Raw genomic sequence first — 20,331 nt, forward strand, 5'->3', positions numbered from 1 at the left:
TTTGTACCGGCCTTGTCAGGCCGGTTGCATTTGCGTGCGGGCTCTTGCTTAATGCAAGCCCGCGATGTAATCGGCTACAGCCTTGATCTCGCTGTCCGACAGACGCGATGCAATGGTATGCATCGCCTCGTTGTTGTTGCGTGCGCCCGGACCCTGCGTAAATGCTGTCAACTGCGCCACCGAGTATTCCGCCCACTGCCCCGACAAATACGGAAACTGTGATGGTATCCCTTGACCGGTCGGCCCATGGCAGCTCGCACATGCCGGCACGCCCCTGTCGGCGACCCCGCCTCGATAAATCTTCTGCCCGAGCGCGACGGTGTCTTTGTTATGGGCATAGCCTAGCTTCGGGGTCTGCGCCGCGAAATAAGCCGCGACGTTGACCATGTCCTGCGGGGACAACGCCGCCGCCATGCCCGCCATGATCGCATTGTTGCGGGCGGCCTGCTTGGCGCCCGCCTGCGTTTTGAAATCGTTGAGTTGCTTGACGAGATACTCGGGATGTTGGCCAGCCAGCTTCGGATATGCACCGCCGGCACTGTTGCCATCTGCACCGTGACATGATGCGCACACCTGCACTGCGATTGCCTGCCCCCGATTGATGTCCGGCTTTGCCGGCTCTGCTGCTTGTGCCTGAATTGCCAAACCTGAAAGACCTGCCGCTACATGAAGCACCATCAGAGTCTTGCTCAGTCGATTCATTCGCACACCCTGTCTCGTCTTGTGGGATTTTAGAGGCTTTGCAAAATACGACGGCGACCGAGTGACCGCCAGGAGCCGCCGAGGCACGCGGGCTGGCCCCCTCAGGTTTTCAGTAAACCATCGTATTGTACAATAACTCGCTAATTGCTAAGACGCCAGTCGGGCTTGACCCGTCCCCACTCCGGGTTCCCCGGCGTCTCGAATCCTGGCCCGCTCATGTCCTTCCTGCTCCACCAATCCCGCTTTTTTACGACCGTCAATCACCTGCGCGATTTGCCGGCTACCGCACAACCCGAGATCGCTTTTGCCGGACGCTCGAACGCGGGCAAGTCCACGGCGATCAATATTTTGTGCAATCAAAAGCGGCTGGCCTTTGCCAGTAAGACGCCGGGGCGCACGCAGCACATCAATTATTTTTCGGTCGGCAAGGCGGACGAGCCGACTGCGCATCTGGTCGACCTGCCGGGCTACGGTTACGCGGAGGTGCCGGGCGAGGCCAAGGCTCACTGGGAAGCGTTACTGTCCACGTACCTGCAATCGCGCTCGCAATTGCGCGGCATGATCCTGATGATGGACTCACGTCGCCCGCTGACCGAGCTGGACCGGCGCATGATCGAGTGGTTCGCACCGACCGGCAAGCCGATCCACGCGCTGCTAACAAAATGCGACAAATTGACGCGCCAGGAAAGCGTGAACGCATTGCGCACAACGCAGAAGGGCCTGGCTGAATATCGCACTGCCGGCTACCGTGGCGAACTGACCGCGCAATTGTTTTCGGCGCTCAAACGCGTCGGCATCGACGAAGCGCACACGCTGATCGAAAGCTGGCTGATCCCCGATGCGCACCGCGAAACAGACGCCGCACAGTAAGCGCCGCGGGGTCCCCGGCGTGGGCAAAGTCGCATTGCGCGGCAGCACATAAAAAAACCCGCCGCTAGAACGGCGGGTCAAACAGCCTAATCGAAAAAACGACAGGCACCCGCTCAGGGAGGAGAAGCGGGGAGGTCAGCGCAAGGCGCCTTGCTCGATCGGTATGATATACCATTGTCTCGAAAAGTTTTCGGCAGCGGAGGCCGGCGTTACTGGTCCACTCCACACATCCACGATCTTCGATCCGATATGAGCTTCTACCCGCATTACCGTCCACGCCGCATGCGCCGTGACGACTTCTCGCGTCGTCTGATGCGCGAAAACATCCTCACCACCAACGATCTGATCTACCCCGTGTTCATCGTCGAAGGCAGCAACGTGCGGCAAGCCGTACCGTCGATGCCTGGTGTCGAGCGTGTGTCGGTCGATCTGCTGATGGGGGTCGCCGCGCAATGCGTCGAACTGGGCGTGCCGGTGCTGTCGCTGTTCCCCGCGATCGAGCCGTCGTTGAAAACGCCCGATGGCCGCGAAGCGACCAATCCGGCCGGCTTGATTCCACGCGCGGTTCGCGAGCTCAAGAAGCATTTCCCGGAACTGGGCGTGCTCACCGACGTCGCGCTCGATCCGTACACGAGCCACGGCCAGGACGGCGTGCTCGACGAAACCGGCTATGTGATCAATGACGAGACCGTCGAGATCCTCGTTGAACAGGCACGCGCGCAGGCTGAGGCGGGTGTCGACATTGTTGCGCCTTCGGACATGATGGACGGCCGCATCGGCGCGATCCGCGAAATGCTCGAAAGCGAAGATCACGTTCATACGCGCATCATGGCGTACGCGGCCAAGTTCGCGTCGGCGTTCTACGGTCCGTTCCGCGACGCCGTCGGTTCCGCGACGAACCTCGGCAAGAGCAACAAGATGACCTACCAGATGGACCCGGCCAACTCGAATGAAGCGCTGCGCGAAGTGCAGGCGGACATCAACGAAGGCGCGGACATGGTGATGGTCAAGCCAGGCATGCCGTATCTGGATATCGTGCGTCGCGTGAAGGACCAGTTTCAGTTCCCGACCTATGTGTACCAGGTCAGCGGCGAATACGCGATGCTGAAGGCTGCGGCACAGAACGGCTGGCTCGATCACGACAAGGTCATGATGGAATCGCTACTGGCGTTCAAGCGGGCTGGGGCGGACGGCGTGCTGACGTATTTCGCGCTGGATGCCGCGCGGATTTTGCGCTCGCAGAAGTAAGCTGGCGCGCTGCCTGTTCGGGGCGGCTTGTTCAGGTTGTTCAGGTGTAGAGAAACGGAGGCGGACCGTGGTGTCGAGCCTCCGTTTTTTTATGCGGTTTTTACGGCTGAATGCGGTGTGCGTTTTGATGAGGTCGCGGTTCCCGTGGCGCGTTCGCTATGCTGCTTCGAGCAGGACGGCGCCCGGGATGGTTGCGCCGCCGCGCCGCGTGGAACGTATTCGGTTACGCCCTTGGTGACGCGACTGCGGGCGCCCCCCTTTGCCCGTCGTTATGCGCTCGGCGCGCCCGCCCGATCCAGCGTGCGCAAGAATTTGTCCGCGGACTCGTAGCCCACGACGCGTAATACTTCTTTGCCCTCCCCATCAAAGAAAATGATGCCCGGGGGACCGAACAAACCGAAACGCTTCAGCAGTGCCTGATCGTCGGTATTGTTCGCGGTGACGTCGGCGCGTAGCAGGCTCATCTGCTTCAATTTGGCCTGGACGCGCGGGTCGCTAAAGGTGAGTTTCTCCATCTCCTTGCAGCTGACGCACCAGTCCGCATAAAAATCGAGCATGGCGGGCTGCGCAGCCGTTTTCACGGCCTGGTCGAGTTCATGCGATGAGCGGACCGGGGCAAACGTCAAATCGGCCTGCGGCGCCGTTACCGGCCTATCGGCAGCATTCGTGCCGCCCGCCTCTCCGCCGCGCGCCGCCAACACGGCAAGCGGTCGCAGAGGATCGGATGATCCCGCCGCAAGACCGACCAGCAACGCCGCCGCCCAGACGGCCAACGCCACGCCGATCCCCCGGCCAAGACGGCGCCACACCGAGCCGCCAGCAGTCGATGCCGAAAACAAACCAAGGGAAACCGCGGCGACCAGCAGCCATAGCGCGCTCAACAGCATCGTCGCAGTTGCGCCCAGCACCGGCCAAACGATCCACAGCGCCGCCGCAAGCAGCACGACGCCGAAGAACACCTTGACACTGTCCATCCACGCGCCCGCGCGAGGCAGCAAAGTGCCGGCGCCGAGCCCGATGATCAGCAGCGGCGCGCCAAGACCCAGCCCCATCGCGAACAGTGCCGCGCCGCCAAGCACGGCGTCGCCGGTATGCGCGATGAACGCCAGCACCGCAAAGAGTGGAGCAGTCATGCAAGCACCGACCACCAGGGCGGACAGCGCGCCCATCATGGCGACCGCGGCCAACTTGCCGCCGGAGCGTCCCGTTGATGCGTGCGACACGCCTTCCTGCCAGCGCTGCGGCAGCGCGATATCGAAACCTGCAATCAGCATCAGCGCGAAGATCGTCAGCAGCACGCCGAACGCGCCGAGCACCCACGGGTTTTGCAACCATGCGCCGAGGCTCTGCCCGACGAGCGCCGCCGCGATGCCGAGCACCGTGTACACGAGCGCCATGCCAATCACATACGCCAACGACAACCCGAACCCACGCGCGCGCGTCACCCGCGCGCCTTCACCGATGATGATTGCCGACAGGATCGGAATCATCGGATACGAGCACGGCAGCAGACTAAGGACCGCGCCCGCGACGAAATAGAGCCCGATGATTGCGAAGAAGCCGCCGCGCTGCAGCAGCGACTGTGCGTAATCCGCGCTGGTGACACGCTCGTACCACGGCTCACCGGCCGCTGCGGAGTCTTGCGTCCCCGTGGTAGCCGCTGCGCTGCCGGCCGGCTGCAGCGCTTCGCCGCTCACGTGATACACACGCTCCATTGGTGGATAGCAAATGCCCGCATCCGCGCAACCCTGCGAGGTCACCGCCAGATCAAAAGGCCCCGCCGCCTGCTTGACTGGGATGCGGATCGTCAGCTCATTGCGATAAGTCTCGACGTTCTTGTTGAAGGTCTGATCGAATTTGACGTGGCCTGCCGGCAACTGCGGTGCGCCGATCGTGGACGTCCCGTTGCGGGTCGCGAACGCGAAGCGCTCGCGGTACATGTAGTAGCCGTCGGCGATCTTGTACGTGACCTCGACTTCACCGGGCTTCTCGGTCGCGCTGAACTTGAATGCGACGGCGGGATCCAGGAAGTCTTCTGCCGCGCGGGCAAGCGTGCCGAACTGCGCGAGCATCACGCAGCCGAGCAGGAAGAATACGATGCGCAGCATATGGCGCGCGCTTCGGTCGAGACCGTTAAACATGAAGAGGACGTTGGGTTTCAGCAGTGATCCATTGGCCGTACGCGGCCGATGCCGTCGCTTGCCATGAGAGAATTTCCGGCGTGTCGTAGGGATGGTGCGCCTGAATGTACTGCTCGAGTTCCAGCGCCCGCGCGGCGCTCGTCTTGAACAGCAATTGGATTTCCTGCGCGCTTTCGATCGTACCCTGCCAGTGATAGCTCGACTGCACGCTGCCCATCTGGGTGACGCACGCACATAACCGCGTCGCCAACGCATCAACGGCGAGCGTCTGGGCAACGGCCGCATCCGGCACCGTCGTCAGAATCAAGGTCACATTCACACTCACAAAAAGCTCCCGCGACACACGAGTCAGGTGTCGATATCGTATCACCTTGCCTTGGTGCACCGCAGACGGGCCCCGTCGCGTGTGCACGCCGTCTGGCCGCCGCAAACCGGCTGGCTGCGGCGTAATGTCCCACCGCAAACAAAAAAGCCAGGCGATGCGCCTGGCTTTTTCAATGCTTAAAAGCTTACTCAGCTTCTTGCACTTCAACTTCTTCAACTTCCGGACGGTCCAGCAGTTCGACCAGTGCCATCGGCGCGTTGTCGCCGACGCGGAAGCCGAACTTCAGCACGCGCAGGTAGCCGCCCGGACGGGTAGCGTAACGCGGGCCGAGCACTTCGAACAGCTTCGTGACCGAATCACGATCGCGCAGGCGGTTGAACGCCAGACGACGATTTGCCAGCGACGGCTTCTTGCCGAGCGTAATCAGCGGCTCGACGACCTTACGGAGTTCTTTCGCCTTCGGCAGCGTGGTCTTGATGACTTCGTGCTCAATCAGCGAGTTGGACATATTACGGAGCATTGCCAAACGGTGGCTGCTCGTGCGGTTCAGTTTCCGCAGACCATGACGGTGACGCATGTTAATTCCTTCGATTCAAAGTTTTGGTCCAGCTCTTCTATCGCGCTCGAACCACCTGAGGGTAGCGAGTGCACGGGCCGGTAGTGAGAAAAAGCCAAGACGCGGATTTTAAAGGAAAATCCGCGTCTTTGCCAGTGCAGCGGCGGGTTCTGTCCCGGTATTACTTGTCGACTTACTTGTCCAACCCTGCCGGCGGCCAGTTTTCGAGCTTCATGCCGAGCGTCAAACCACGCGACGCCAATACTTCCTTGATTTCGTTCAGCGACTTGCGGCCCAGATTCGGCGTCTTGAGCAGCTCGTTTTCCGTGCGCTGGATCAGGTCGCCGATGTAATAGATGTTCTCGGCCTTCAGGCAGTTCGCCGAACGAACCGTCAATTCGAGATCATCGACCGGACGCAGCAGGATCGGATCGATCTGCGGCGCACGCGACGGAGCTTCAGCCGTTGCTTCGGTGCCTTCCAGTGCAGCAAATACCGACAGCTGATCGACCAGAATGCGCGCCGATTGACGGATCGCTTCTTCCGGCGAGATCACACCGTTGGTTTCGATGTTCATCACGAGCTTGTCGAGGTCGGTACGCTGCTCGACGCGCGCGCTTTCAACGGCGTAGCTCACACGGCGAACCGGCGAGAACGATGCATCCAGCACGATACGGCCAATGATCTTGGCCGACTCTTCGCCGTAACGACGCACATTGCCCGGCACATAGCCGCGGCCCTTTTCAACCTTGATCTGCACGTCGAGCTTGCCGCCCTTCGACAGATGCGCAATCACGTGATCCGGGTTGATCACTTCGCAATCGTGCGCGAGTTCGATGTCGCCAGCAGTGACAACGCCTTCGCCGTCCTTGCGCAGGGTAACCGTCACTTCGTCGCGGTTATGCAGCTTGAACACCACGCCCTTCAGGTTCAACAACAGGTTGACCACATCCTCTTGCACGCCGTCGAGCGTCGAATACTCATGTACCACACCTGCGATCGTCACTTCGGTCGGCGCGTAGCCCACCATCGACGACAGCAGCACACGCCGAAGCGCGTTACCCAAGGTGTGGCCGTAACCGCGTTCAAACGGTTCCATGACCACTTTCGCATGGCTCTCGCCAAGCGATTCAACTGCGATGATCTTGGGCTTCAACAAACTGGTTTGCATAGGTTTTCCTTTTCAATACCCTCGGCTCGTTACACCGATAAGGCTGACCGGTAACAACCTGAAAATAAACAGCCGAGACGCCCCCTTGCGCAACGCAATCAGGGCGCCCCGGCCGTTAATCCGATTACCGCGAATACAATTCGACGATCAGGCTTTCGTTGATATCGCCAGCGATGTCGCTGCGTTCCGGCTTCTGCTTGAAAGTGCCTTCGAATTTCTTCGAATCGACGGCGACCCAGCTCGGCATACCGCCTTGCTCAGCCAGCGACAGCGCTTCGAGAATGCGCGCTTGCTTCTTCTTCTGTTCGCGCACTGCGACGATGTCGCCTGCTTTCACTTGCATCGACGGGATGTTCGACACCACGCCGTTCACCACGATCGCCTTGTGGCTCACGAGCTGACGTGCTTCAGCGCGCGTCGAGCCGAAGCCCATGCGATATACGACATTGTCCAGACGCGATTCGAGCAACTGCAGCAGGTTTTCACCCGTGTTGCCCTTCAGGCGGTCGGCTTCAGCGAAGTAACGGCGGAATTGACGCTCGAGCACACCATAGATGCGCTTCACTTTTTGCTTTTCACGCAGCTGCGTGCCGTAGTCGGACGTACGTGCACCCGAGGTACGGCCATGCTGGCCAGGCTTGCTGTCAAGCTTGCACTTGTCAGCGAGCGAACGACGGGCGCTCTTCAGGAAGAGGTCAGTGCCTTCACGGCGGGACAGCTTGGCCTTTGGGCCGATATAACGTGCCACGTTGATTCCTTCGGTGTTAAATCACGCGGATGCATGCACTCGCGCTAGTCCGAACCCTTTGGGTCGAACGGTGGGCTTAGTCAATTCATTAACGCAAGCAGCCTGCCGCCGCATAGAGCGGCAACAGGCGCCAGCAAACCAGCGTCTTAGATACGACGACGCTTCGGCGGACGGCAGCCGTTGTGCGGGACCGGAGTCACGTCGGAGATTGCGGTGATCTTGATGCCAAGACCATGCAACGCGCGCACCGCCGACTCACGGCCAGGACCGGGGCCCTTGATCCGCACTTCGAGGTTCTTGACGCCGTATTCCATCGCCACGCGGCCGGCCGATTCGGCTGCCACCTGGGCTGCAAACGGGGTCGACTTACGCGAACCCTTGAAGCCCTGACCACCCGAGGTTGCCCAGGCAAGCGCATTGCCTTGACGATCGGTGATCGTGATGATGGTGTTGTTGAACGACGCGTGAACGTGAACCACGCCCTCGGCGACGTTCTTCTTGACCTTCTTGCGAACGCGTTGCGCCGCGGAGTTGTTCGAAGCCTTAGCCATTACGTTTTCCTGTAACTGTCAGTTCCGCTTACTTCTTCAGCGATTGCGCTGCACGACGCGGACCCTTACGCGTACGGGCATTCGTACGCGTACGTTGACCGCGCAGGGGCAAGCCCTTACGATGCCGAACGCCACGGTAGCAGCCGAGATCCATCAGGCGCTTGATGTTCATCGTCGTTTCACGGCGCAGATCGCCTTCAACGATGAACTTGCCGACTTCTTCACGCAGCTTTTCGAGGTCTGCGTCGTTCAGGTCTTTGACCTTCTTCGAAAATGCCACACCAGCAGCGACGCAAATGTCGCGCGAGCGCGTGCGGCCGATACCATAAATAGCCGTCAGGCCGATTTCGGTATGCTGGTGATTCGGGATGTTAACCCCTGCGATACGAGCCATTGTTTTTCCTCAAACAAAAAGCGCAAGCAAAAGCGCGGCGTTCAGCCTTGACGCTGTTTGTGGCGCGGATCAGAGCTGCAAATCACGCGCACAACGCCTTTGCGCTTGATGATCTTGCAATTGCGGCAAATGCGCTTAACCGATGCCATCACTTTCATGATATTACCCTTTTTTCAAATCACTTCGCCCGGAACACGATCCGCGCACGCGACAGATCGTAAGGCGTCAATTCAACCGTCACCTTGTCGCCCGGCAAGATTCGGATGTAGTGCATCCGCATCTTCCCGGATATGTGTCCCAATACGACATGGCCGTTTTCCAGCTTCACCCTGAAGGTAGCGTTAGGCAGGTTTTCGATGACTTCACCCTGCATCTGGATAACATCGTCTTTGGCCATAAGTCCTTTCAACGCATCGGGACGCCGCCGCCTTTGAAATTAGCTTTCTTCAGCAGCGATTCATACTGTTGCGACATAACGTACGACTGCACCTGCGCCATGAAATCCATTGTGACGACGACAATGATCAGCAGCGACGTTCCACCAAAATAAAACGGCACGTTCCAGCGCAGCACCAGAAATTCGGGCAGCAGACAAACGAACACGATGTAAATCGCCCCGGCCAGCGTGAGACGCGTCAGGATGCGGTCGATATATCGCGCCGTTTGATCGCCCGGGCGGATGCCTGGGACGAAAGCGCCACTCTTTTTCAGGTTGTCGGCCGTTTCCCTGCTGTTGAACACCAGTGCAGTGTAGAAGAAGCAGAAGAAAACGATCGCCAACGCGTACAGCAACACGTACACGGGTTGACCGGGCTTGATGGCTTCGGCCACATTGTGCAACGTGTCTGCGAACCAGCTGGCACGCGACCCCTGACTAAACCAGTTCAGGATGGTTGCCGGGAAGAGAATGATCGACGATGCAAAGATCGGCGGAATCACACCCGACATGTTCAGCTTCAGCGGCAGATGCGAAGACTGTCCGCCGTAAATCTTGTTACCGACTTGCCGCTTGGCGTAGTTCACAAGAATCTTGCGCTGGCCGCGTTCAATGAACACCACCAGATACGTCACAGCAGCAATCAGCGCGACCACGATAATCGCCGAGATGATGCTCATCGAGCCGGTTCGCACCAATTCGAAAAGACCACCAATTGCGTTCGGGAAACCCGCCGCAATACCGCCGAAAATGATGATCGAGATGCCGTTGCCAAGCCCGCGCTCCGTGATCTGCTCACCTAGCCACATCAGGAACATCGTGCCGGTCACCAGTGTCACGACCGTCGTCAAACGAAACACCATCCCCGGATCGATCACGAGGCCCGGCTGATTTTCCAGTGCGACGGCGATGCCGAATGCCTGAAACGTCGCCAGCACGACGGTGAAGACACGCGTGTACTGCGTAATCTTCCGCTGCCCTGCCTGCCCTTCCTTTTTCAGCGCTTCCAGTTGAGGCGAGACAATCGCCAGCAACTGCATGATGATCGACGCCGAGATGTACGGCATGATCCCCAACGCGAAAATCGTGAACCGCGAAAGTGCGCCACCCGAAAACATGTTGAACATGCCAAGGATGCCGCCCGACTGGCTTTGAAACAACTTCGCCAGCTGGTCCGGGTCGATACCCGGCACCGGAATGTGCGCGCCGATACGGTAGACGATCAGCGCCAGCAGCAGGAACACTGCTCGCCGACGCAGATCGCCAAACTTCGCCGCGCTGCGACCGGGTTTTGCGAGACTCGGGCTGTTAGCCAAGTACCTTCTCCGATGCAAATGCTAGTGACGGCAAATAACTTGCGCGTTACTCGGCAAAAGAGCCGCCGGCTGCTTCAATGGCAGCGCGCGCACCCTTCGTCGCACCCAGACCCTTCACAACGATCTTGCGCTTGAGCTCGCCCGTCGCGATGATCTTGGCGCTCTTGATCAGCTCGCCCACCAGGCCGGCTTGCTTCAGAGCCAGCAGATCGATTTCGTCGACCGGCAGCTTTTCCAGATCCGCGAGACGCACTTCACCGACGAATTCCTTCGTCAGCGACGTGAAGCCACGCTTCGGCAAGCGACGTTGCAGCGGCATTTGACCGCCTTCGAAGCCAACCTTGTGAAAGCCGCCCGAACGCGACTTCTGACCCTTGTGACCACGGCCAGCGGTCTTGCCGAGGCCGGAGCCGATGCCGCGACCAACGCGACGCTTTGCGTGCTTCGCGCCTTCAGCCGGCTTCAGGTTATTCAATTCCATTATCAACTCCTTGAGTCCTGGTCAGCCGCTTAGCTGATGACCTTAACGAGGTACGAAACCTTGTTGATCATGCCGCGCACAGCCGGCGTGTCCTGCAACTCGCTAACCGAGTTGAGTCGGCGCAGGCCCAAGCCACGCACCGTTGCACGGTGCGTTTCACGGGTGCCGATCAGGCTCTTGACGAGCTGGACCTTGACAGTTTTATCAGACATGGTGTCCACCTTTAGCCCAGAATATCTTCGACGGACTTGCCACGCTTCGCCGCAATGTCACCCGGCGTGGACTGCTTGCGCAGACCGTCGAGCGTTGCACGAACGAGGTTGTACGGGTTTGTCGAACCGTGGCTCTTGGCCACAACGTTCTGCACGCCCATCACGTCGAACACTGCGCGCATCGGGCCGCCAGCGATCACGCCGGTACCGTCCTTCGCCGGAGCGAGGAGAACCATCGACGCGCCGTGCTTACCGTGCACTTCGTGCTGCAGGGTACCGTTCTTCAGCGGCACCTTGAACATGTTGCGGCGAGCCTGTTCCATCGCCTTCTGGACAGCGACCGGCACTTCCTTCGCCTTGCCCTTGCCCATACCGACGCGGCCATCACCGTCGCCAACCACGGTCAGTGCGGCGAAGCCGAGAATCCGGCCACCCTTCACGACCTTGGTCACGCGGTTGACCGAAATCATTTTTTCACGAAGGCCGTCGTCGCGTTCGTCAGCCTGAACTTTAGCTTGCATCTTTGCCATGACGAATTCTTCCCTTAGAACTTGAGTCCGGCTTCACGCGCCGCATCAGCCAGCGCTTTCACGCGGCCGTGGTAACGGAAACCCGAACGGTCGAAGGCGACGGATTCGATGCCGGCAGCCTTAGCCTTTTCTGCAATGCGCTTACCGATCAGGGTTGCCGCAGCGACGTTGCCGCCCTTGCCTGTCTTATCGGCCAGTTGCGCACGCACTTCGGCTTCGAGCGTCGACGCGCTGGCGAGCACCTTGGTGCCGCACGGCGAGAACACTTGCGCATAGATGTGCGTGTTCGTGCGATGCACGGCGAGACGCGCGACCTGCAGCTCAGCGATCTTGATACGCGTCTGACGAGCGCGGCGCAGGCGAGATTGAGTCTTATCCATGATTGCGCACCCTTACTTCTTCTTCGTTTCTTTGAGGATCACAACCTCATTGGCGTAACGCACACCCTTGCCCTTGTAGGGCTCCGGCGGGCGATAGCCGCGCACTTCTGCAGCGACCTGGCCAACTTGTTGCTTGTTGATCCCCTTGATCACGATTTCGGTTTGCGTCGGGGTTTCAGCCTTGACGCCTTCCGGCATCTGGTGCACCACGGGGTGCGAGAAACCCAGCGACAGATTCAGCTTGTCGCCTTGCGCCTGCGCGCGGTAACCAACGCCAACCAGCGTCAGCTTGCGCTCGAAACCCTTCGTCACGCCGTTCACCATGTTCGCAACCAGTGCGCGCATCGTGCCCGACATCGCATTCGCTTCGCGGCTTTCATCGACCGGCTCGAACTTCAGCGTGCCGTTGTCATTGACCACCTTCACGAGGCGGTTGGCAGCCAGCGAAATCGTACCCAACGGGCCCTTGACGGTAATGCGGTCGTCGCTCAGGGCCACTTCTGCGCCTTGCAGCGCGATCGGGCTTTTACCTACTCGAGACATGTTTCTCTCCTTTCGGCCTTAAGCGACGTAGCAGATGACTTCGCCGCCAACGCCCGTTGCACGCGCCTTGCGGTCCGTCATCACGCCCTTCGGCGTCGACACGATTGCCACGCCGAGGCCATTCATGACCACGGGGATGTCGTTACGGCCGCGGTACACACGCAGACCAGGCTTCGAAACGCGTTCAATGCGCTCGATCACCGGACGGCCAGCGTAGTACTTCAACACGATGTTCAATTCCGACTTCGCACCTTCGGACTTCACTGCGAAATCATCGATATAACCTTCGTCCTTCAGGACCTGCGCGATCGCAACCTTGACTTTCGACGAGGGCATAGTCACCGAGACTTTCTCGACCATCTGCGCATTGCGGATGCGAGTCAGCATATCGGCGATAGGATCACTCATGCTCATTTATGTTTCTCCTATTACCAGCTCGCCTTGGTCAGGCCAGGGATCTCGCCGCGGAACGCGATTTCGCGAATCTTGTTACGCGCCAGCCCGAATTTACGGAACGTACCGCGCGGACGACCGGTAATTGCGCAACGATTGCGCTTACGGGTCGGGTTAGAGTTGCGCGGCAGTTGTTGCAGTTCCAGACGTGCTGCGTAATGCTCTTCGTCCGACTTGCTCATATCGCCGATGATCGCTTTCAGCGCCGCACGCTTGGGAGCGTATTTAGCAGCGAGGCGAGCACGCTTCTTTTCACGTTCGATCAGTGCCAGTTTAGCCACGGTAACCTCAGTTTCTGAACGGGAACTTGAAGCTGGCGAGCAGAGCCTTTGCTTCGTCGTCGGTCTTCGCAGTGGTCGTGATGCTGATGTTCAGCCCACGCAATGCGTCGATCTTGTCGTAGTCGATTTCGGGGAAAATGATCTGCTCTTTCACACCGACGTTGTAGTTGCCGCGGCCGTCGAACGCACGACCCGACACGCCACGGAAGTCACGCACACGCGGGAGCGCGACCGTCACGAAACGGTCCAGAAATTCGTACATTGCCTGACCACGCAGCGTGACCATTGCACCGATCGGATAGCCCTGACGGATCTTGAAGCCAGCGATTGCCTTGCGTGCCTTCGTGATCACCGGCTTCTGGCCGGCGATCTTCGTCAGGTCGCCAACGGCGTTTTCGATGATCTTCTTGTCAGCAACCGCTTCGCCAAGGCCCATGTTCAGGGTGATCTTGGTGATGCGCGGCACTTCCATCACGGACTTGTAACCGAACTTCTCGATGAGGCCGGGTACAACCTTCTCTTTGTAAAACTCTTGCAAACGAGCCATTTTTTTACTCCGCAGCGTCAGGCGCTCAGCTCGGCACCGGTCGTCTTAAGGAAACGGACCTTCTTGTCTCCTTCGACCTTGATGCCTACACGCGATGGCTTGCCATTCGCGTCGACCAATGCGACGTTCGAAATTTGCAGCGGCATCGTCTTGGCTTCCACGCCGCCCGTCGTACCCTTCATCGGGTTCGGCTTGACATGCTTCTTGACGAGGTTGATGCCCTCGACCGTCACCTTGCCTTCGCCAACGGACAGCACGATGCCGCGCTTGCCCTTATCTTTGCCGGTGATGACGATAACTTCGTCACCTTTGCGAATCTTGTTCATCGCGACTCCTTACAGCACTTCAGGTGCCAACGAAACGATCTTCATGAATCGTTCGCTGCGCAACTCGCGCGTGACAGGCCCGAAAATACGGGTGCCAATAGGTTCGAGCTTGGCATTCAACAACACTGCTGCATTGCCATCGAACTTGATCAGCGAGCCGTCCTGACGGCGCACGCCCTTGGCGGTGCGAACCACCACGGCGTTATAAATTTCGCCTTTCTTCACGCGCCCGCGCGGCGTTGCTTCTTTGACGGTCACCTTGATGATGTCGCCAATGCTGGCATAACGACGCTTCGAGCCGCCGAGCACCTTGATGCACATGACTTCACGCGCACCCGTGTTGTCGGCCACTTCAAGCCGAGTTTCGGTCTGGATCATGGTTTATCTTTCCCAACTTAATCCGGTCACACCACCATGGCGCACCCGGTCAGTCTTGGTCCCGTCAGCCAATCGGCTGCTTGGGTTAGAACAGCAGCGACGGCAAACGAAACCCGCCATCGCAATCCGGTGAATCCTTCGGAACAGACTGGCGCCTGAACCGCTTCCCCCACCAACTTCGCCCGCGACGGGGCTCCCATAAAAGAGGGAAGACCGAGATTATAACAAATAATCCCGGTCTTGCAAGCGAAACTTACTGCGATTTCAATTACTTCTACAACTTTGCGGCGTCAGATGACGCGAGCAGCCTCGACCAGGCGAGCCACAACCCAAGCTTTCGTCTTCGAAATCGGACGCGTTTCCTGGATTTCAACGAGGTCGCCCTCGTTGTACGTGTTCGCATCGTCGTGCGCGTGGTACTTCTTCGAACGCACAACGTACTTGCCGTAGATCGGGTGCTTCACGCGGTGCTCGACCAGCACGGTGACCGTCTTGTCCATCTTGTTGCTGACGACCTTGCCGACCAGCGTCCGCTTGAGCGAGGTTTTTACGCTATCGTTCATTTCTGGTTCGCCTTCTCAGTCAGGACGGTCCGCACACGCGCGATGTCGCGACGGACCTTCTTCAGCTGGCTCGTGTTCGTGAGCTGCTGGGTCGCGAGTTGCATGCGCAGGCCGAATTGCGCCTTCAACAGGTCCGACAGCTCCTTGTTGAGCGCGGCCTGATCTTTCTGGTGAAGTTCGGAAGCCTTCATCATTTGCTCCTTAGGCGCCAAGCTGGCGCACGATAAACGTCGTCTTCAGCGGCAGCTTGGCTGCAGCCAGACGGAACGCTTCGCGTGCCAGCTCTTCGGTTACGCCGTCCATTTCGTACAGCATCTTGCCCGGTTGAATCTCTGCGACGTAGTACTCAGGGTTACCCTTACCGTTACCCATACGTACTTCAGCCGGCTTATGCGAGATCGGCTTGTCCGGGAAGATGCGGATCCAGATGCGGCCACCACGCTTGATGTGACGCGTCATTGCACGACGTGCCGATTCAATCTGGCGCGCGGTCAAGCGACCACGACCGATAGCCTTCAGGCCGAACTCACCGAACGACACCGCGTTGCCGCGGGTGGCGATACCAGTGTTACGACCCTTCTGCTCTTTGCGATACTTTCTGCGTTTCGGTTGCAGCATCGTTATTCTCCAGTCTTCCCGTCGCCGCCGGCACCGGCAGCACGACGAGGAGCGCCACGGCGTGCACCCGCCGGGCCACCACCTTCACCATCACGACGCGGACGGCGATCGCCACCCGGACGTGCGTTGCGGCGCGGACGCTTTTCTTCGGCGACTTCTTCAACCACCGGTGCGTCATTGCGGCCGAGCGTGTCGCCCTTGTAGACCCACACCTTCACGCCGATGATGCCGTACGTCGTCTTTGCTTCCGACGTTGCGTAGTCGATATCGGCGCGCAGCGTATGAAGCGGCACACGACCTTCGCGATACCATTCCGTACGGGCGATTTCGATACCGTTCAGGCGGCCAGCGCTCATGATCTTGATGCCTTGAGCACCCAGACGCATCGCGTTTTGCATCGCACGCTTCATCGCGCGGCGGAACATGATCCGGCGCTCGAGCTGTTGCGTGATTGAGTCCGCGATCAGTTGCGCGTCGGTTTCCGGCTTGCGGATTTCTTCGATGTTGACGTGAACCGGAACGCCCATGCGCTTTTGCAGCTCGGACTTCAGCAGTTCGATGTCTTCACCCTTCTTGCCGATCACGACACCCGGGCGCGAGCTGAAAATCGTGATGCGTGCGTTCTTTGCAGGACGCTCGATCACGACGCGGCCGACGGACGCGTTCTTCAGCTTCTTCTTCAGGTATTCACGAACACCGATGTCTTCCTGCAACATCGCCGCGAAATTGTTGTTGTTCGCGTACCAACGCGACGCCCAATTGCGGCTGACGGCCAAACGGAAGCCAGTCGGATGAATTTTCTGTCCCATCGTATGACTCCTTAATTCCCGACCGTCACAGTGATGTGACAGGATTGCTTCTCGATGCGGTTACCGCGGCCTTTCGCGCGCGCGGTGAAACGCTTGAGCGACGCAGCCTTGTCGATGTAGATGCTCGTGATCTTGAGCTCATCGATATCCGCGCCTTCGTTATGCTCCGCATTCGCGATCGCCGACAGCACGACCTTTTTCACGATTCCCGCAGCCTTCTTCGGCGAGAACGTCAGAACGTTCAGCGCCTTGTCGACCGGCAAACCGCGGATCTGGTCAGCCACAAGGCGCGTCTTCTGCGCCGAGATGCGGGCACCGCGATGAATTGCTTTCACTTCCATCATGAGCCCCTTATTTCTTAGCCTTCTTGTCGGCTGCATGACCCTTGAACGTACGGGTCAATGCAAACTCGCCAAGCTTGTGGCCGACCATGTTTTCCGAGATGTACACCGGAACGTGTTGACGGCCGTTGTGAACGGCGATCGTCAGACCGATGAAATCCGGGAGGATCGTCGAACGACGCGACCAGGTTTTGATCGGCTTCTTATCCCGCGAAGCTGCTGCCGCCTCAACTTTCTTCAGCAAATGGGCGTCGCAGAACGGACCTTTTTTAACAGAACGTGCCATTGCCTACTCCTTAACGCTTGTGACGGCGCTGGACGATCATGCTCGTCGTGCGCTTGTTGCTGCGGGTGCGATAGCCCTTGGCAGGCGTACCCCACGGGCTCACCGGATCGCGACCTGCAGCAGTCTTGCCTTCACCACCACCATGCGGGTGATCGACCGGGTTCATTGCAACGCCGCGCACCGTCGGGCGGATACCACGCCAGCGGTTCGCACCAGCCTTACCGATTTGACGGAGGCTATGCTCTTCGTTGCCAACTTCACCAATCGTCGCGCGGCACTCAACGTGGACGCGGCGGATTTCACCCGAGCGCAGGCGGACCTGTGCGTAGACGCCTTCACGAGCCAGCAGCATTGCCGACGTACCAGCCGAACGCGCCATTTGCGCGCCCTTGCCCGGCAGCATTTCGATGCAGTGAATCGTCGTACCGACCGGAATGTTGCGGATCGGCAGCGTGTTGCCTGCGCGGATCGGAGCTTCCGAACCCGACAGCAGTTGCTGACCGACGGTAACACCCTTCGGAGCGATGATGTAGCGGCGCTCGCCGTCTGCGTACAGAACCAGCGCGATGTTCGCGCTACGGTTCGGATCGTATTCGAGACGTTCGACCTTGGCCGGAATACCATCCTTCGTGCGACGGAAGTCGATGACACGGTAGTGATGCTTGTGACCACCGCCCTTATGACGCGTGGTGATGTGACCGTTGTTGTTACGGCCGGCGGTCGAGGATTGCGTGTCGAGCAGCGCTGCGAACGGCTTGCCCTTGTGCAGTTCCTTGTTGACCACCTTGACCATCGCGCGGCGACCCGGCGAAGTCGGCTTAACTTTCACGATTGCCATGATTACTTGGCCTCCGCTTCAAAGTTGATTTCCTGGCCGGGCTTCAGGCAGACGTACGCCTTCTTCACGTCCTTGCGCTTGCCCATGAAACGGCCAAAGCGCTTGGCTTTGCCCTTCGCGACCAGCACGTTGACGGAATCGACTTCCACCTTGAACAGCAGCTCGACTGCAGCTTTCACTTCCTGCTTCGTGGCATCGGGCGCGACTTCGAACACAACCTGCTCGTTCTTGTCGGCCACCAGCGTCGCCTTTTCGGAGACCACGGGCGCGAGCAGGACCTGCATCAAACGATGATCGTTCTTGCGAATCTCGCTCATGACAGCAACTCCTCGATCTGGGCGACCGCAGCCTTCGTGATCAGGACCTTCTTGAAGTAGATCAGCGACAGCGGGTCGGCGTAACGCGGCTCGACAACCGCCACATGGGCGAGGTTGCGCGACGCGAGGTACAGGTTTTCGTCAACCGTGTCGGTAATCACCAGCACGGAGTCGAGACCCATCGCCTTGAATTTTTCGGCCAGCAGCTTCGTCTTCGGCGCTTCGAGCGTCAGCTCGTCAACCACCGAGATGCGGCCTTCGCGGGCCAGCTGCGAGAAGATCGAGCAGAGACCTGCGCGATGCATCTTCTTGTTGACCTTGTGCGAAAAGTTTTCTTCGGGCGAATTCGGGAAGATCCGGCCACCGCCGCGCCACAGCGGGCTCGACGACATACCGGCGCGGGCGCGGCCCGTACCCTTCTGGCGCCACGGCTTCTTGGTCGTGTGCTTGACCTGCTCACGATCCTTCTGCGCGCGGTTGCCGCTACGGGCATTCGCCTGGTACGCAACCACAACCTGGTGGATCAGGGCTTCGTTGTAATCGCGGCCGAACACGACGTCCGACGCGCTAACGCCTGCACCTTCCTGACCGTTGGCATTCAGGAGCTTAAGTTCCATTATTTCGCTCCTTTCACGGCACGCGTCTTCACGGCCGGCGTAACGAATACCTTGCCACCCTTCGCACCCGGAACGGCGCCCTTGACCAGCAACAGCTTGCGGTCAGCGTCGATACGAGCGATTTCGAGGTTTTGCACCGTTACCGTCTCATCACCCATGTGACCGGTCATGCGCTTACCGGGGAAAACACGACCAGGATCCTGCGCCATACCGATCGAGCCCGGCACGTTGTGCGAGCGCGAGTTACCGTGCGATGCACGGCCAGACGAGAAGTTGTAACGCTTGATGGTACCGGCGTAGCCCTTACCGATCGACACGCCTTGCACGTCGACCTTCTGGCCTACTTCGAACAGGTCGGGACCGACCACGGTGCCGTTCGACAACTCGGCAGCCTTGGCAGCATCGATCTGGAATTCTTTGAGGATTTCACCGGCTTGAACACCGGCTTTGGCGAGATGACCGGCCAACGGCTTCGTCACGCGCGACGCACGGCGCGCACCGAATGCAACCTGCACGGCCGTGTAGCCGTCGGTTTCAACAGTCTTGATCTGCGTCACGCGGTTGTCGGACACGTCCAGCACGGTAACGGGAATCGAATCCCCTTCTGCCGTGAAGATACGGGTCATGCCAACCTTGCGACCTACGAGTCCAAGGCTCATCGTTTTCTCCATTCCCGACTGCGATTGGTCGGGGCTAATTTACAAAATGCCGGCGCCGTTTCGGGCATGAATCCATGCTGCAGCACACCGACTTTTTTGCGCAAATGCGCGAAAAGCCCTGCATTATAGCGAGGCTTTTCGTTTTCCGCAAGCAATCAATGACTTAGCGCTGTCCGGCGCACCGGACAAGCTCTGGAGCCTTATTGCAGCTTGATTTCAACGTCCACGCCAGCCGGCAGGTCGAGCTTCATCAGTGCGTCAACAGTCTTGTCCGTCGGATCGACGATGTCCATCAGGCGCTGGTGAGTACGGATTTCGAGCTGATCGCGCGACGTCTTGTTGACGTGCGGCGAACGCAGGATGTCGAAGCGTTGAATGCGGGTCGGCAGGGGCACCGGACCACGAACGATTGCGCCAGTCCGCTTTGCCGTGTCGACGATCTCAGCCGCCGATTGATCGATCAGGCGATAGTCGAAGGCCTTCAGGCGAATACGGATTTTCTGGTTCTGCATGACAATTCCTTGGAAAGAGCGAGGCGGTATTGCGCCGCCAGATAGTAAAAGAACATAGAGCCGGACATGCGATAGGAGTAAGCGCTGAAACGCGAACTCCTATCGCCACGCTATGCGGGCGCCCGGCTCCGGGCACCACTTATTGCGAGTCTAATCCGCGATTTTACTCGAGGATCTTTGCA

Annotated in this window: 34 protein-coding genes; 2 read left to right on the top strand and 32 right to left on the bottom strand. The window is 59.2% G+C overall.

Annotated elements, in window-relative coordinates; genetic code table 11:
* Nucleotides 1-48: 48 nt before the first annotated feature.
* Complete coding sequence (locus tag BN2475_RS04520; RefSeq protein ID WP_094778379.1) at nucleotides 49-702, bottom strand: c-type cytochrome; 654 nt, start codon at nucleotides 700-702, stop codon at nucleotides 49-51.
* Nucleotides 703-918: 216 nt separating this feature from the next.
* On the opposite strand from BN2475_RS04520, the gene yihA reads away from it, so the two are divergent.
* Nucleotides 919-1,572, top strand: a complete 654-nt coding sequence (gene yihA / locus BN2475_RS04525; RefSeq protein WP_094778380.1) for a ribosome biogenesis GTP-binding protein YihA/YsxC — start codon at nucleotides 919-921, stop codon at nucleotides 1,570-1,572.
* Between the two features lie 249 nt (nucleotides 1,573-1,821).
* On the top strand, nucleotides 1,822-2,820 hold the full coding sequence (gene hemB / locus BN2475_RS04530; RefSeq protein WP_094778381.1) for a porphobilinogen synthase: 999 nt from the start codon (nucleotides 1,822-1,824) through the stop codon (nucleotides 2,818-2,820).
* Between the two features lie 269 nt (nucleotides 2,821-3,089).
* Here hemB and dsbD read toward each other — a convergent pair whose 3' ends face one another.
* The 31 genes from dsbD to rpsJ all read right to left on the bottom strand — a co-directional run bounded on the left by dsbD (nucleotide 3,090) and on the right by rpsJ (nucleotide 20,149).
* Nucleotides 3,090-4,961 carry a protein-disulfide reductase DsbD gene (gene dsbD / locus BN2475_RS04535; RefSeq protein WP_094778382.1) on the bottom strand — a complete coding sequence of 624 codons (1,872 nt, stop codon included), beginning with the start codon at nucleotides 4,959-4,961 and terminating at the stop codon, nucleotides 3,090-3,092.
* The gene (gene cutA / locus BN2475_RS04540) at nucleotides 4,954-5,286 is read right to left on the bottom strand and encodes a divalent-cation tolerance protein CutA (protein ID WP_094778383.1); all 333 of its coding nucleotides are present in this window, start codon (nucleotides 5,284-5,286) and stop codon (nucleotides 4,954-4,956) included. The genes dsbD and cutA overlap by 8 nt, the downstream gene beginning before the upstream one ends.
* 184 nt (nucleotides 5,287-5,470) lie before the next feature.
* Nucleotides 5,471-5,863, bottom strand: coding sequence for a 50S ribosomal protein L17 (gene rplQ / locus BN2475_RS04545; protein ID WP_006052227.1), 393 nt, complete (start codon nucleotides 5,861-5,863; stop codon nucleotides 5,471-5,473).
* A gap of 172 nt (nucleotides 5,864-6,035) precedes the next feature.
* Nucleotides 6,036-7,013, bottom strand: a complete 978-nt coding sequence (locus BN2475_RS04550) for a DNA-directed RNA polymerase subunit alpha (protein WP_042329254.1) — start codon at nucleotides 7,011-7,013, stop codon at nucleotides 6,036-6,038.
* A gap of 124 nt (nucleotides 7,014-7,137) precedes the next feature.
* On the bottom strand, nucleotides 7,138-7,761 hold the full coding sequence (gene rpsD / locus BN2475_RS04555; protein WP_094778384.1) for a 30S ribosomal protein S4: 624 nt from the start codon (nucleotides 7,759-7,761) through the stop codon (nucleotides 7,138-7,140).
* Nucleotides 7,762-7,907: 146 nt separating this feature from the next.
* The gene (gene rpsK, locus BN2475_RS04560) at nucleotides 7,908-8,312 is read right to left on the bottom strand and encodes a 30S ribosomal protein S11 (RefSeq protein ID WP_006052224.1); all 405 of its coding nucleotides are present in this window, start codon (nucleotides 8,310-8,312) and stop codon (nucleotides 7,908-7,910) included.
* 28 nt (nucleotides 8,313-8,340) lie between these two features.
* A complete protein-coding gene (gene rpsM / locus BN2475_RS04565) occupies nucleotides 8,341-8,706 on the bottom strand; it encodes a 30S ribosomal protein S13 (RefSeq protein ID WP_006052223.1) in 366 nt (121 codons plus the stop codon).
* Nucleotides 8,707-8,747: 41 nt separating this feature from the next.
* A complete protein-coding gene (rpmJ, locus tag BN2475_RS04570; RefSeq protein ID WP_004199844.1) occupies nucleotides 8,748-8,864 on the bottom strand; it encodes a 50S ribosomal protein L36 in 117 nt (38 codons plus the stop codon).
* Nucleotides 8,865-8,884: 20 nt separating this feature from the next.
* Complete coding sequence (infA, locus tag BN2475_RS04575; RefSeq protein WP_004521905.1) at nucleotides 8,885-9,103, bottom strand: translation initiation factor IF-1; 219 nt, start codon at nucleotides 9,101-9,103, stop codon at nucleotides 8,885-8,887.
* An 8-nt stretch (nucleotides 9,104-9,111) separates the two neighbouring features.
* The gene (gene secY / locus BN2475_RS04580) at nucleotides 9,112-10,458 is read right to left on the bottom strand and encodes a preprotein translocase subunit SecY (RefSeq protein WP_094778385.1); all 1,347 of its coding nucleotides are present in this window, start codon (nucleotides 10,456-10,458) and stop codon (nucleotides 9,112-9,114) included.
* A 46-nt stretch (nucleotides 10,459-10,504) separates the two neighbouring features.
* On the bottom strand, nucleotides 10,505-10,939 hold the full coding sequence (gene rplO / locus BN2475_RS04585; protein WP_094778386.1) for a 50S ribosomal protein L15: 435 nt from the start codon (nucleotides 10,937-10,939) through the stop codon (nucleotides 10,505-10,507).
* A 29-nt stretch (nucleotides 10,940-10,968) separates the two neighbouring features.
* A complete protein-coding gene (rpmD, locus tag BN2475_RS04590) occupies nucleotides 10,969-11,151 on the bottom strand; it encodes a 50S ribosomal protein L30 (RefSeq protein WP_007180126.1) in 183 nt (60 codons plus the stop codon).
* 11 nt (nucleotides 11,152-11,162) lie between these two features.
* A complete protein-coding gene (gene rpsE / locus BN2475_RS04595; protein ID WP_006052219.1) occupies nucleotides 11,163-11,681 on the bottom strand; it encodes a 30S ribosomal protein S5 in 519 nt (172 codons plus the stop codon).
* Nucleotides 11,682-11,695: 14 nt separating this feature from the next.
* Nucleotides 11,696-12,061, bottom strand: coding sequence for a 50S ribosomal protein L18 (gene rplR / locus BN2475_RS04600; protein ID WP_094778387.1), 366 nt, complete (start codon nucleotides 12,059-12,061; stop codon nucleotides 11,696-11,698).
* 12 nt (nucleotides 12,062-12,073) lie between these two features.
* The gene (gene rplF / locus BN2475_RS04605; RefSeq protein WP_094778388.1) at nucleotides 12,074-12,604 is read right to left on the bottom strand and encodes a 50S ribosomal protein L6; all 531 of its coding nucleotides are present in this window, start codon (nucleotides 12,602-12,604) and stop codon (nucleotides 12,074-12,076) included.
* An 18-nt stretch (nucleotides 12,605-12,622) separates the two neighbouring features.
* Nucleotides 12,623-13,018, bottom strand: coding sequence for a 30S ribosomal protein S8 (gene rpsH, locus BN2475_RS04610; RefSeq protein ID WP_006052216.1), 396 nt, complete (start codon nucleotides 13,016-13,018; stop codon nucleotides 12,623-12,625).
* Between the two features lie 14 nt (nucleotides 13,019-13,032).
* Entirely contained in the window at nucleotides 13,033-13,338 is a 306-nt protein-coding gene (gene rpsN / locus BN2475_RS04615) for a 30S ribosomal protein S14 (RefSeq protein ID WP_094778389.1), read from the bottom strand.
* Nucleotides 13,339-13,345: 7 nt separating this feature from the next.
* Nucleotides 13,346-13,885: a 50S ribosomal protein L5 gene (rplE, locus tag BN2475_RS04620; protein ID WP_094778390.1), complete on the bottom strand. Its 540-nt coding sequence runs from the start codon at nucleotides 13,883-13,885 to the stop codon at nucleotides 13,346-13,348.
* A gap of 17 nt (nucleotides 13,886-13,902) precedes the next feature.
* A complete protein-coding gene (gene rplX, locus BN2475_RS04625; protein ID WP_094778391.1) occupies nucleotides 13,903-14,211 on the bottom strand; it encodes a 50S ribosomal protein L24 in 309 nt (102 codons plus the stop codon).
* 9 nt (nucleotides 14,212-14,220) lie between these two features.
* Nucleotides 14,221-14,589 (bottom strand): 50S ribosomal protein L14, encoded by a 369-nt coding sequence (rplN, locus tag BN2475_RS04630; RefSeq protein ID WP_006052212.1) that lies wholly within the window; start codon nucleotides 14,587-14,589, stop codon nucleotides 14,221-14,223.
* Nucleotides 14,590-14,879: 290 nt separating this feature from the next.
* Nucleotides 14,880-15,152: a 30S ribosomal protein S17 gene (gene rpsQ / locus BN2475_RS04635; RefSeq protein WP_007180129.1), complete on the bottom strand. Its 273-nt coding sequence runs from the start codon at nucleotides 15,150-15,152 to the stop codon at nucleotides 14,880-14,882.
* Complete coding sequence (gene rpmC / locus BN2475_RS04640) at nucleotides 15,149-15,343, bottom strand: 50S ribosomal protein L29 (protein ID WP_007180130.1); 195 nt, start codon at nucleotides 15,341-15,343, stop codon at nucleotides 15,149-15,151. The genes rpsQ and rpmC overlap by 4 nt, the downstream gene beginning before the upstream one ends.
* A gap of 10 nt (nucleotides 15,344-15,353) precedes the next feature.
* Nucleotides 15,354-15,770 carry a 50S ribosomal protein L16 gene (gene rplP / locus BN2475_RS04645; RefSeq protein WP_094778392.1) on the bottom strand — a complete coding sequence of 139 codons (417 nt, stop codon included), beginning with the start codon at nucleotides 15,768-15,770 and terminating at the stop codon, nucleotides 15,354-15,356.
* A gap of 2 nt (nucleotides 15,771-15,772) precedes the next feature.
* Entirely contained in the window at nucleotides 15,773-16,579 is an 807-nt protein-coding gene (rpsC, locus tag BN2475_RS04650; RefSeq protein ID WP_094778393.1) for a 30S ribosomal protein S3, read from the bottom strand.
* Nucleotides 16,580-16,590: 11 nt separating this feature from the next.
* Nucleotides 16,591-16,923: a 50S ribosomal protein L22 gene (gene rplV / locus BN2475_RS04655; RefSeq protein ID WP_007180133.1), complete on the bottom strand. Its 333-nt coding sequence runs from the start codon at nucleotides 16,921-16,923 to the stop codon at nucleotides 16,591-16,593.
* 7 nt (nucleotides 16,924-16,930) lie between these two features.
* Complete coding sequence (gene rpsS / locus BN2475_RS04660) at nucleotides 16,931-17,206, bottom strand: 30S ribosomal protein S19 (protein WP_004199273.1); 276 nt, start codon at nucleotides 17,204-17,206, stop codon at nucleotides 16,931-16,933.
* Between the two features lie 10 nt (nucleotides 17,207-17,216).
* A complete protein-coding gene (gene rplB / locus BN2475_RS04665) occupies nucleotides 17,217-18,044 on the bottom strand; it encodes a 50S ribosomal protein L2 (RefSeq protein ID WP_094778394.1) in 828 nt (275 codons plus the stop codon).
* 2 nt (nucleotides 18,045-18,046) lie between these two features.
* Entirely contained in the window at nucleotides 18,047-18,361 is a 315-nt protein-coding gene (rplW, locus tag BN2475_RS04670; protein WP_008923345.1) for a 50S ribosomal protein L23, read from the bottom strand.
* Nucleotides 18,358-18,978: a 50S ribosomal protein L4 gene (gene rplD, locus BN2475_RS04675; protein WP_008923346.1), complete on the bottom strand. Its 621-nt coding sequence runs from the start codon at nucleotides 18,976-18,978 to the stop codon at nucleotides 18,358-18,360. Before rplD ends, rplW begins: the two co-directional genes overlap by 4 nt.
* On the bottom strand, nucleotides 18,978-19,637 hold the full coding sequence (rplC, locus tag BN2475_RS04680; RefSeq protein ID WP_094778408.1) for a 50S ribosomal protein L3: 660 nt from the start codon (nucleotides 19,635-19,637) through the stop codon (nucleotides 18,978-18,980). Before rplC ends, rplD begins: the two co-directional genes overlap by 1 nt.
* A gap of 200 nt (nucleotides 19,638-19,837) precedes the next feature.
* Complete coding sequence (rpsJ, locus tag BN2475_RS04685) at nucleotides 19,838-20,149, bottom strand: 30S ribosomal protein S10 (protein ID WP_006998489.1); 312 nt, start codon at nucleotides 20,147-20,149, stop codon at nucleotides 19,838-19,840.
* Between the last annotated feature and the right edge of the window lie 182 nt (nucleotides 20,150-20,331).

Source organism: Paraburkholderia ribeironis, from assembly GCF_900019265.1.
Lineage (GTDB): Bacteria > Pseudomonadota > Gammaproteobacteria > Burkholderiales > Burkholderiaceae > Paraburkholderia > Paraburkholderia ribeironis.

Coding starts and splice junctions, on each gene's coding strand:
- rplE (WP_094778390.1), bottom strand. CDS start 13,885: ATGGCTCGTTTGCAAGAGTTTTACAAAGAGAAGGTTGTACCCGGCCTC.
- rpsS (WP_004199273.1), bottom strand. CDS start 17,206: ATGGCACGTTCTGTTAAAAAAGGTCCGTTCTGCGACGCCCATTTGCTG.
- rplV (WP_007180133.1), bottom strand. CDS start 16,923: ATGATGGAAGTGAAAGCAATTCATCGCGGTGCCCGCATCTCGGCGCAG.
- hemB (WP_094778381.1), top strand. CDS start 1,822: ATGAGCTTCTACCCGCATTACCGTCCACGCCGCATGCGCCGTGACGAC.
- rplP (WP_094778392.1), bottom strand. CDS start 15,770: ATGCTGCAACCGAAACGCAGAAAGTATCGCAAAGAGCAGAAGGGTCGT.
- rplN (WP_006052212.1), bottom strand. CDS start 14,589: ATGATCCAGACCGAAACTCGGCTTGAAGTGGCCGACAACACGGGTGCG.
- rplC (WP_094778408.1), bottom strand. CDS start 19,637: ATGAGCCTTGGACTCGTAGGTCGCAAGGTTGGCATGACCCGTATCTTC.
- rplO (WP_094778386.1), bottom strand. CDS start 10,939: ATGGAATTGAATAACCTGAAGCCGGCTGAAGGCGCGAAGCACGCAAAG.
- rplR (WP_094778387.1), bottom strand. CDS start 12,061: ATGGATAAGACTCAATCTCGCCTGCGCCGCGCTCGTCAGACGCGTATC.
- rplF (WP_094778388.1), bottom strand. CDS start 12,604: ATGTCTCGAGTAGGTAAAAGCCCGATCGCGCTGCAAGGCGCAGAAGTG.
- rpmJ (WP_004199844.1), bottom strand. CDS start 8,864: ATGAAAGTGATGGCATCGGTTAAGCGCATTTGCCGCAATTGCAAGATC.
- infA (WP_004521905.1), bottom strand. CDS start 9,103: ATGGCCAAAGACGATGTTATCCAGATGCAGGGTGAAGTCATCGAAAAC.
- rpsE (WP_006052219.1), bottom strand. CDS start 11,681: ATGGCAAAGATGCAAGCTAAAGTTCAGGCTGACGAACGCGACGACGGC.
- rplB (WP_094778394.1), bottom strand. CDS start 18,044: ATGGCAATCGTGAAAGTTAAGCCGACTTCGCCGGGTCGCCGCGCGATG.
- BN2475_RS04520 (WP_094778379.1), bottom strand. CDS start 702: ATGAATCGACTGAGCAAGACTCTGATGGTGCTTCATGTAGCGGCAGGT.
- rpsJ (WP_006998489.1), bottom strand. CDS start 20,149: ATGCAGAACCAGAAAATCCGTATTCGCCTGAAGGCCTTCGACTATCGC.
- rplQ (WP_006052227.1), bottom strand. CDS start 5,863: ATGCGTCACCGTCATGGTCTGCGGAAACTGAACCGCACGAGCAGCCAC.
- BN2475_RS04550 (WP_042329254.1), bottom strand. CDS start 7,013: ATGCAAACCAGTTTGTTGAAGCCCAAGATCATCGCAGTTGAATCGCTT.
- rplD (WP_008923346.1), bottom strand. CDS start 18,978: ATGGAACTTAAGCTCCTGAATGCCAACGGTCAGGAAGGTGCAGGCGTT.
- dsbD (WP_094778382.1), bottom strand. CDS start 4,961: ATGTTTAACGGTCTCGACCGAAGCGCGCGCCATATGCTGCGCATCGTA.
- yihA (WP_094778380.1), top strand. CDS start 919: ATGTCCTTCCTGCTCCACCAATCCCGCTTTTTTACGACCGTCAATCAC.
- rpmC (WP_007180130.1), bottom strand. CDS start 15,343: ATGAAGGCTTCCGAACTTCACCAGAAAGATCAGGCCGCGCTCAACAAG.
- rpsQ (WP_007180129.1), bottom strand. CDS start 15,152: ATGAACGATAGCGTAAAAACCTCGCTCAAGCGGACGCTGGTCGGCAAG.
- rpsK (WP_006052224.1), bottom strand. CDS start 8,312: ATGGCTAAGGCTTCGAACAACTCCGCGGCGCAACGCGTTCGCAAGAAG.
- rpsC (WP_094778393.1), bottom strand. CDS start 16,579: ATGGGACAGAAAATTCATCCGACTGGCTTCCGTTTGGCCGTCAGCCGC.
- rplW (WP_008923345.1), bottom strand. CDS start 18,361: ATGAGCGAGATTCGCAAGAACGATCATCGTTTGATGCAGGTCCTGCTC.
- rpmD (WP_007180126.1), bottom strand. CDS start 11,151: ATGTCTGATAAAACTGTCAAGGTCCAGCTCGTCAAGAGCCTGATCGGC.
- rplX (WP_094778391.1), bottom strand. CDS start 14,211: ATGAACAAGATTCGCAAAGGTGACGAAGTTATCGTCATCACCGGCAAA.
- rpsM (WP_006052223.1), bottom strand. CDS start 8,706: ATGGCTCGTATCGCAGGGGTTAACATCCCGAATCACCAGCATACCGAA.
- rpsH (WP_006052216.1), bottom strand. CDS start 13,018: ATGAGCATGAGTGATCCTATCGCCGATATGCTGACTCGCATCCGCAAT.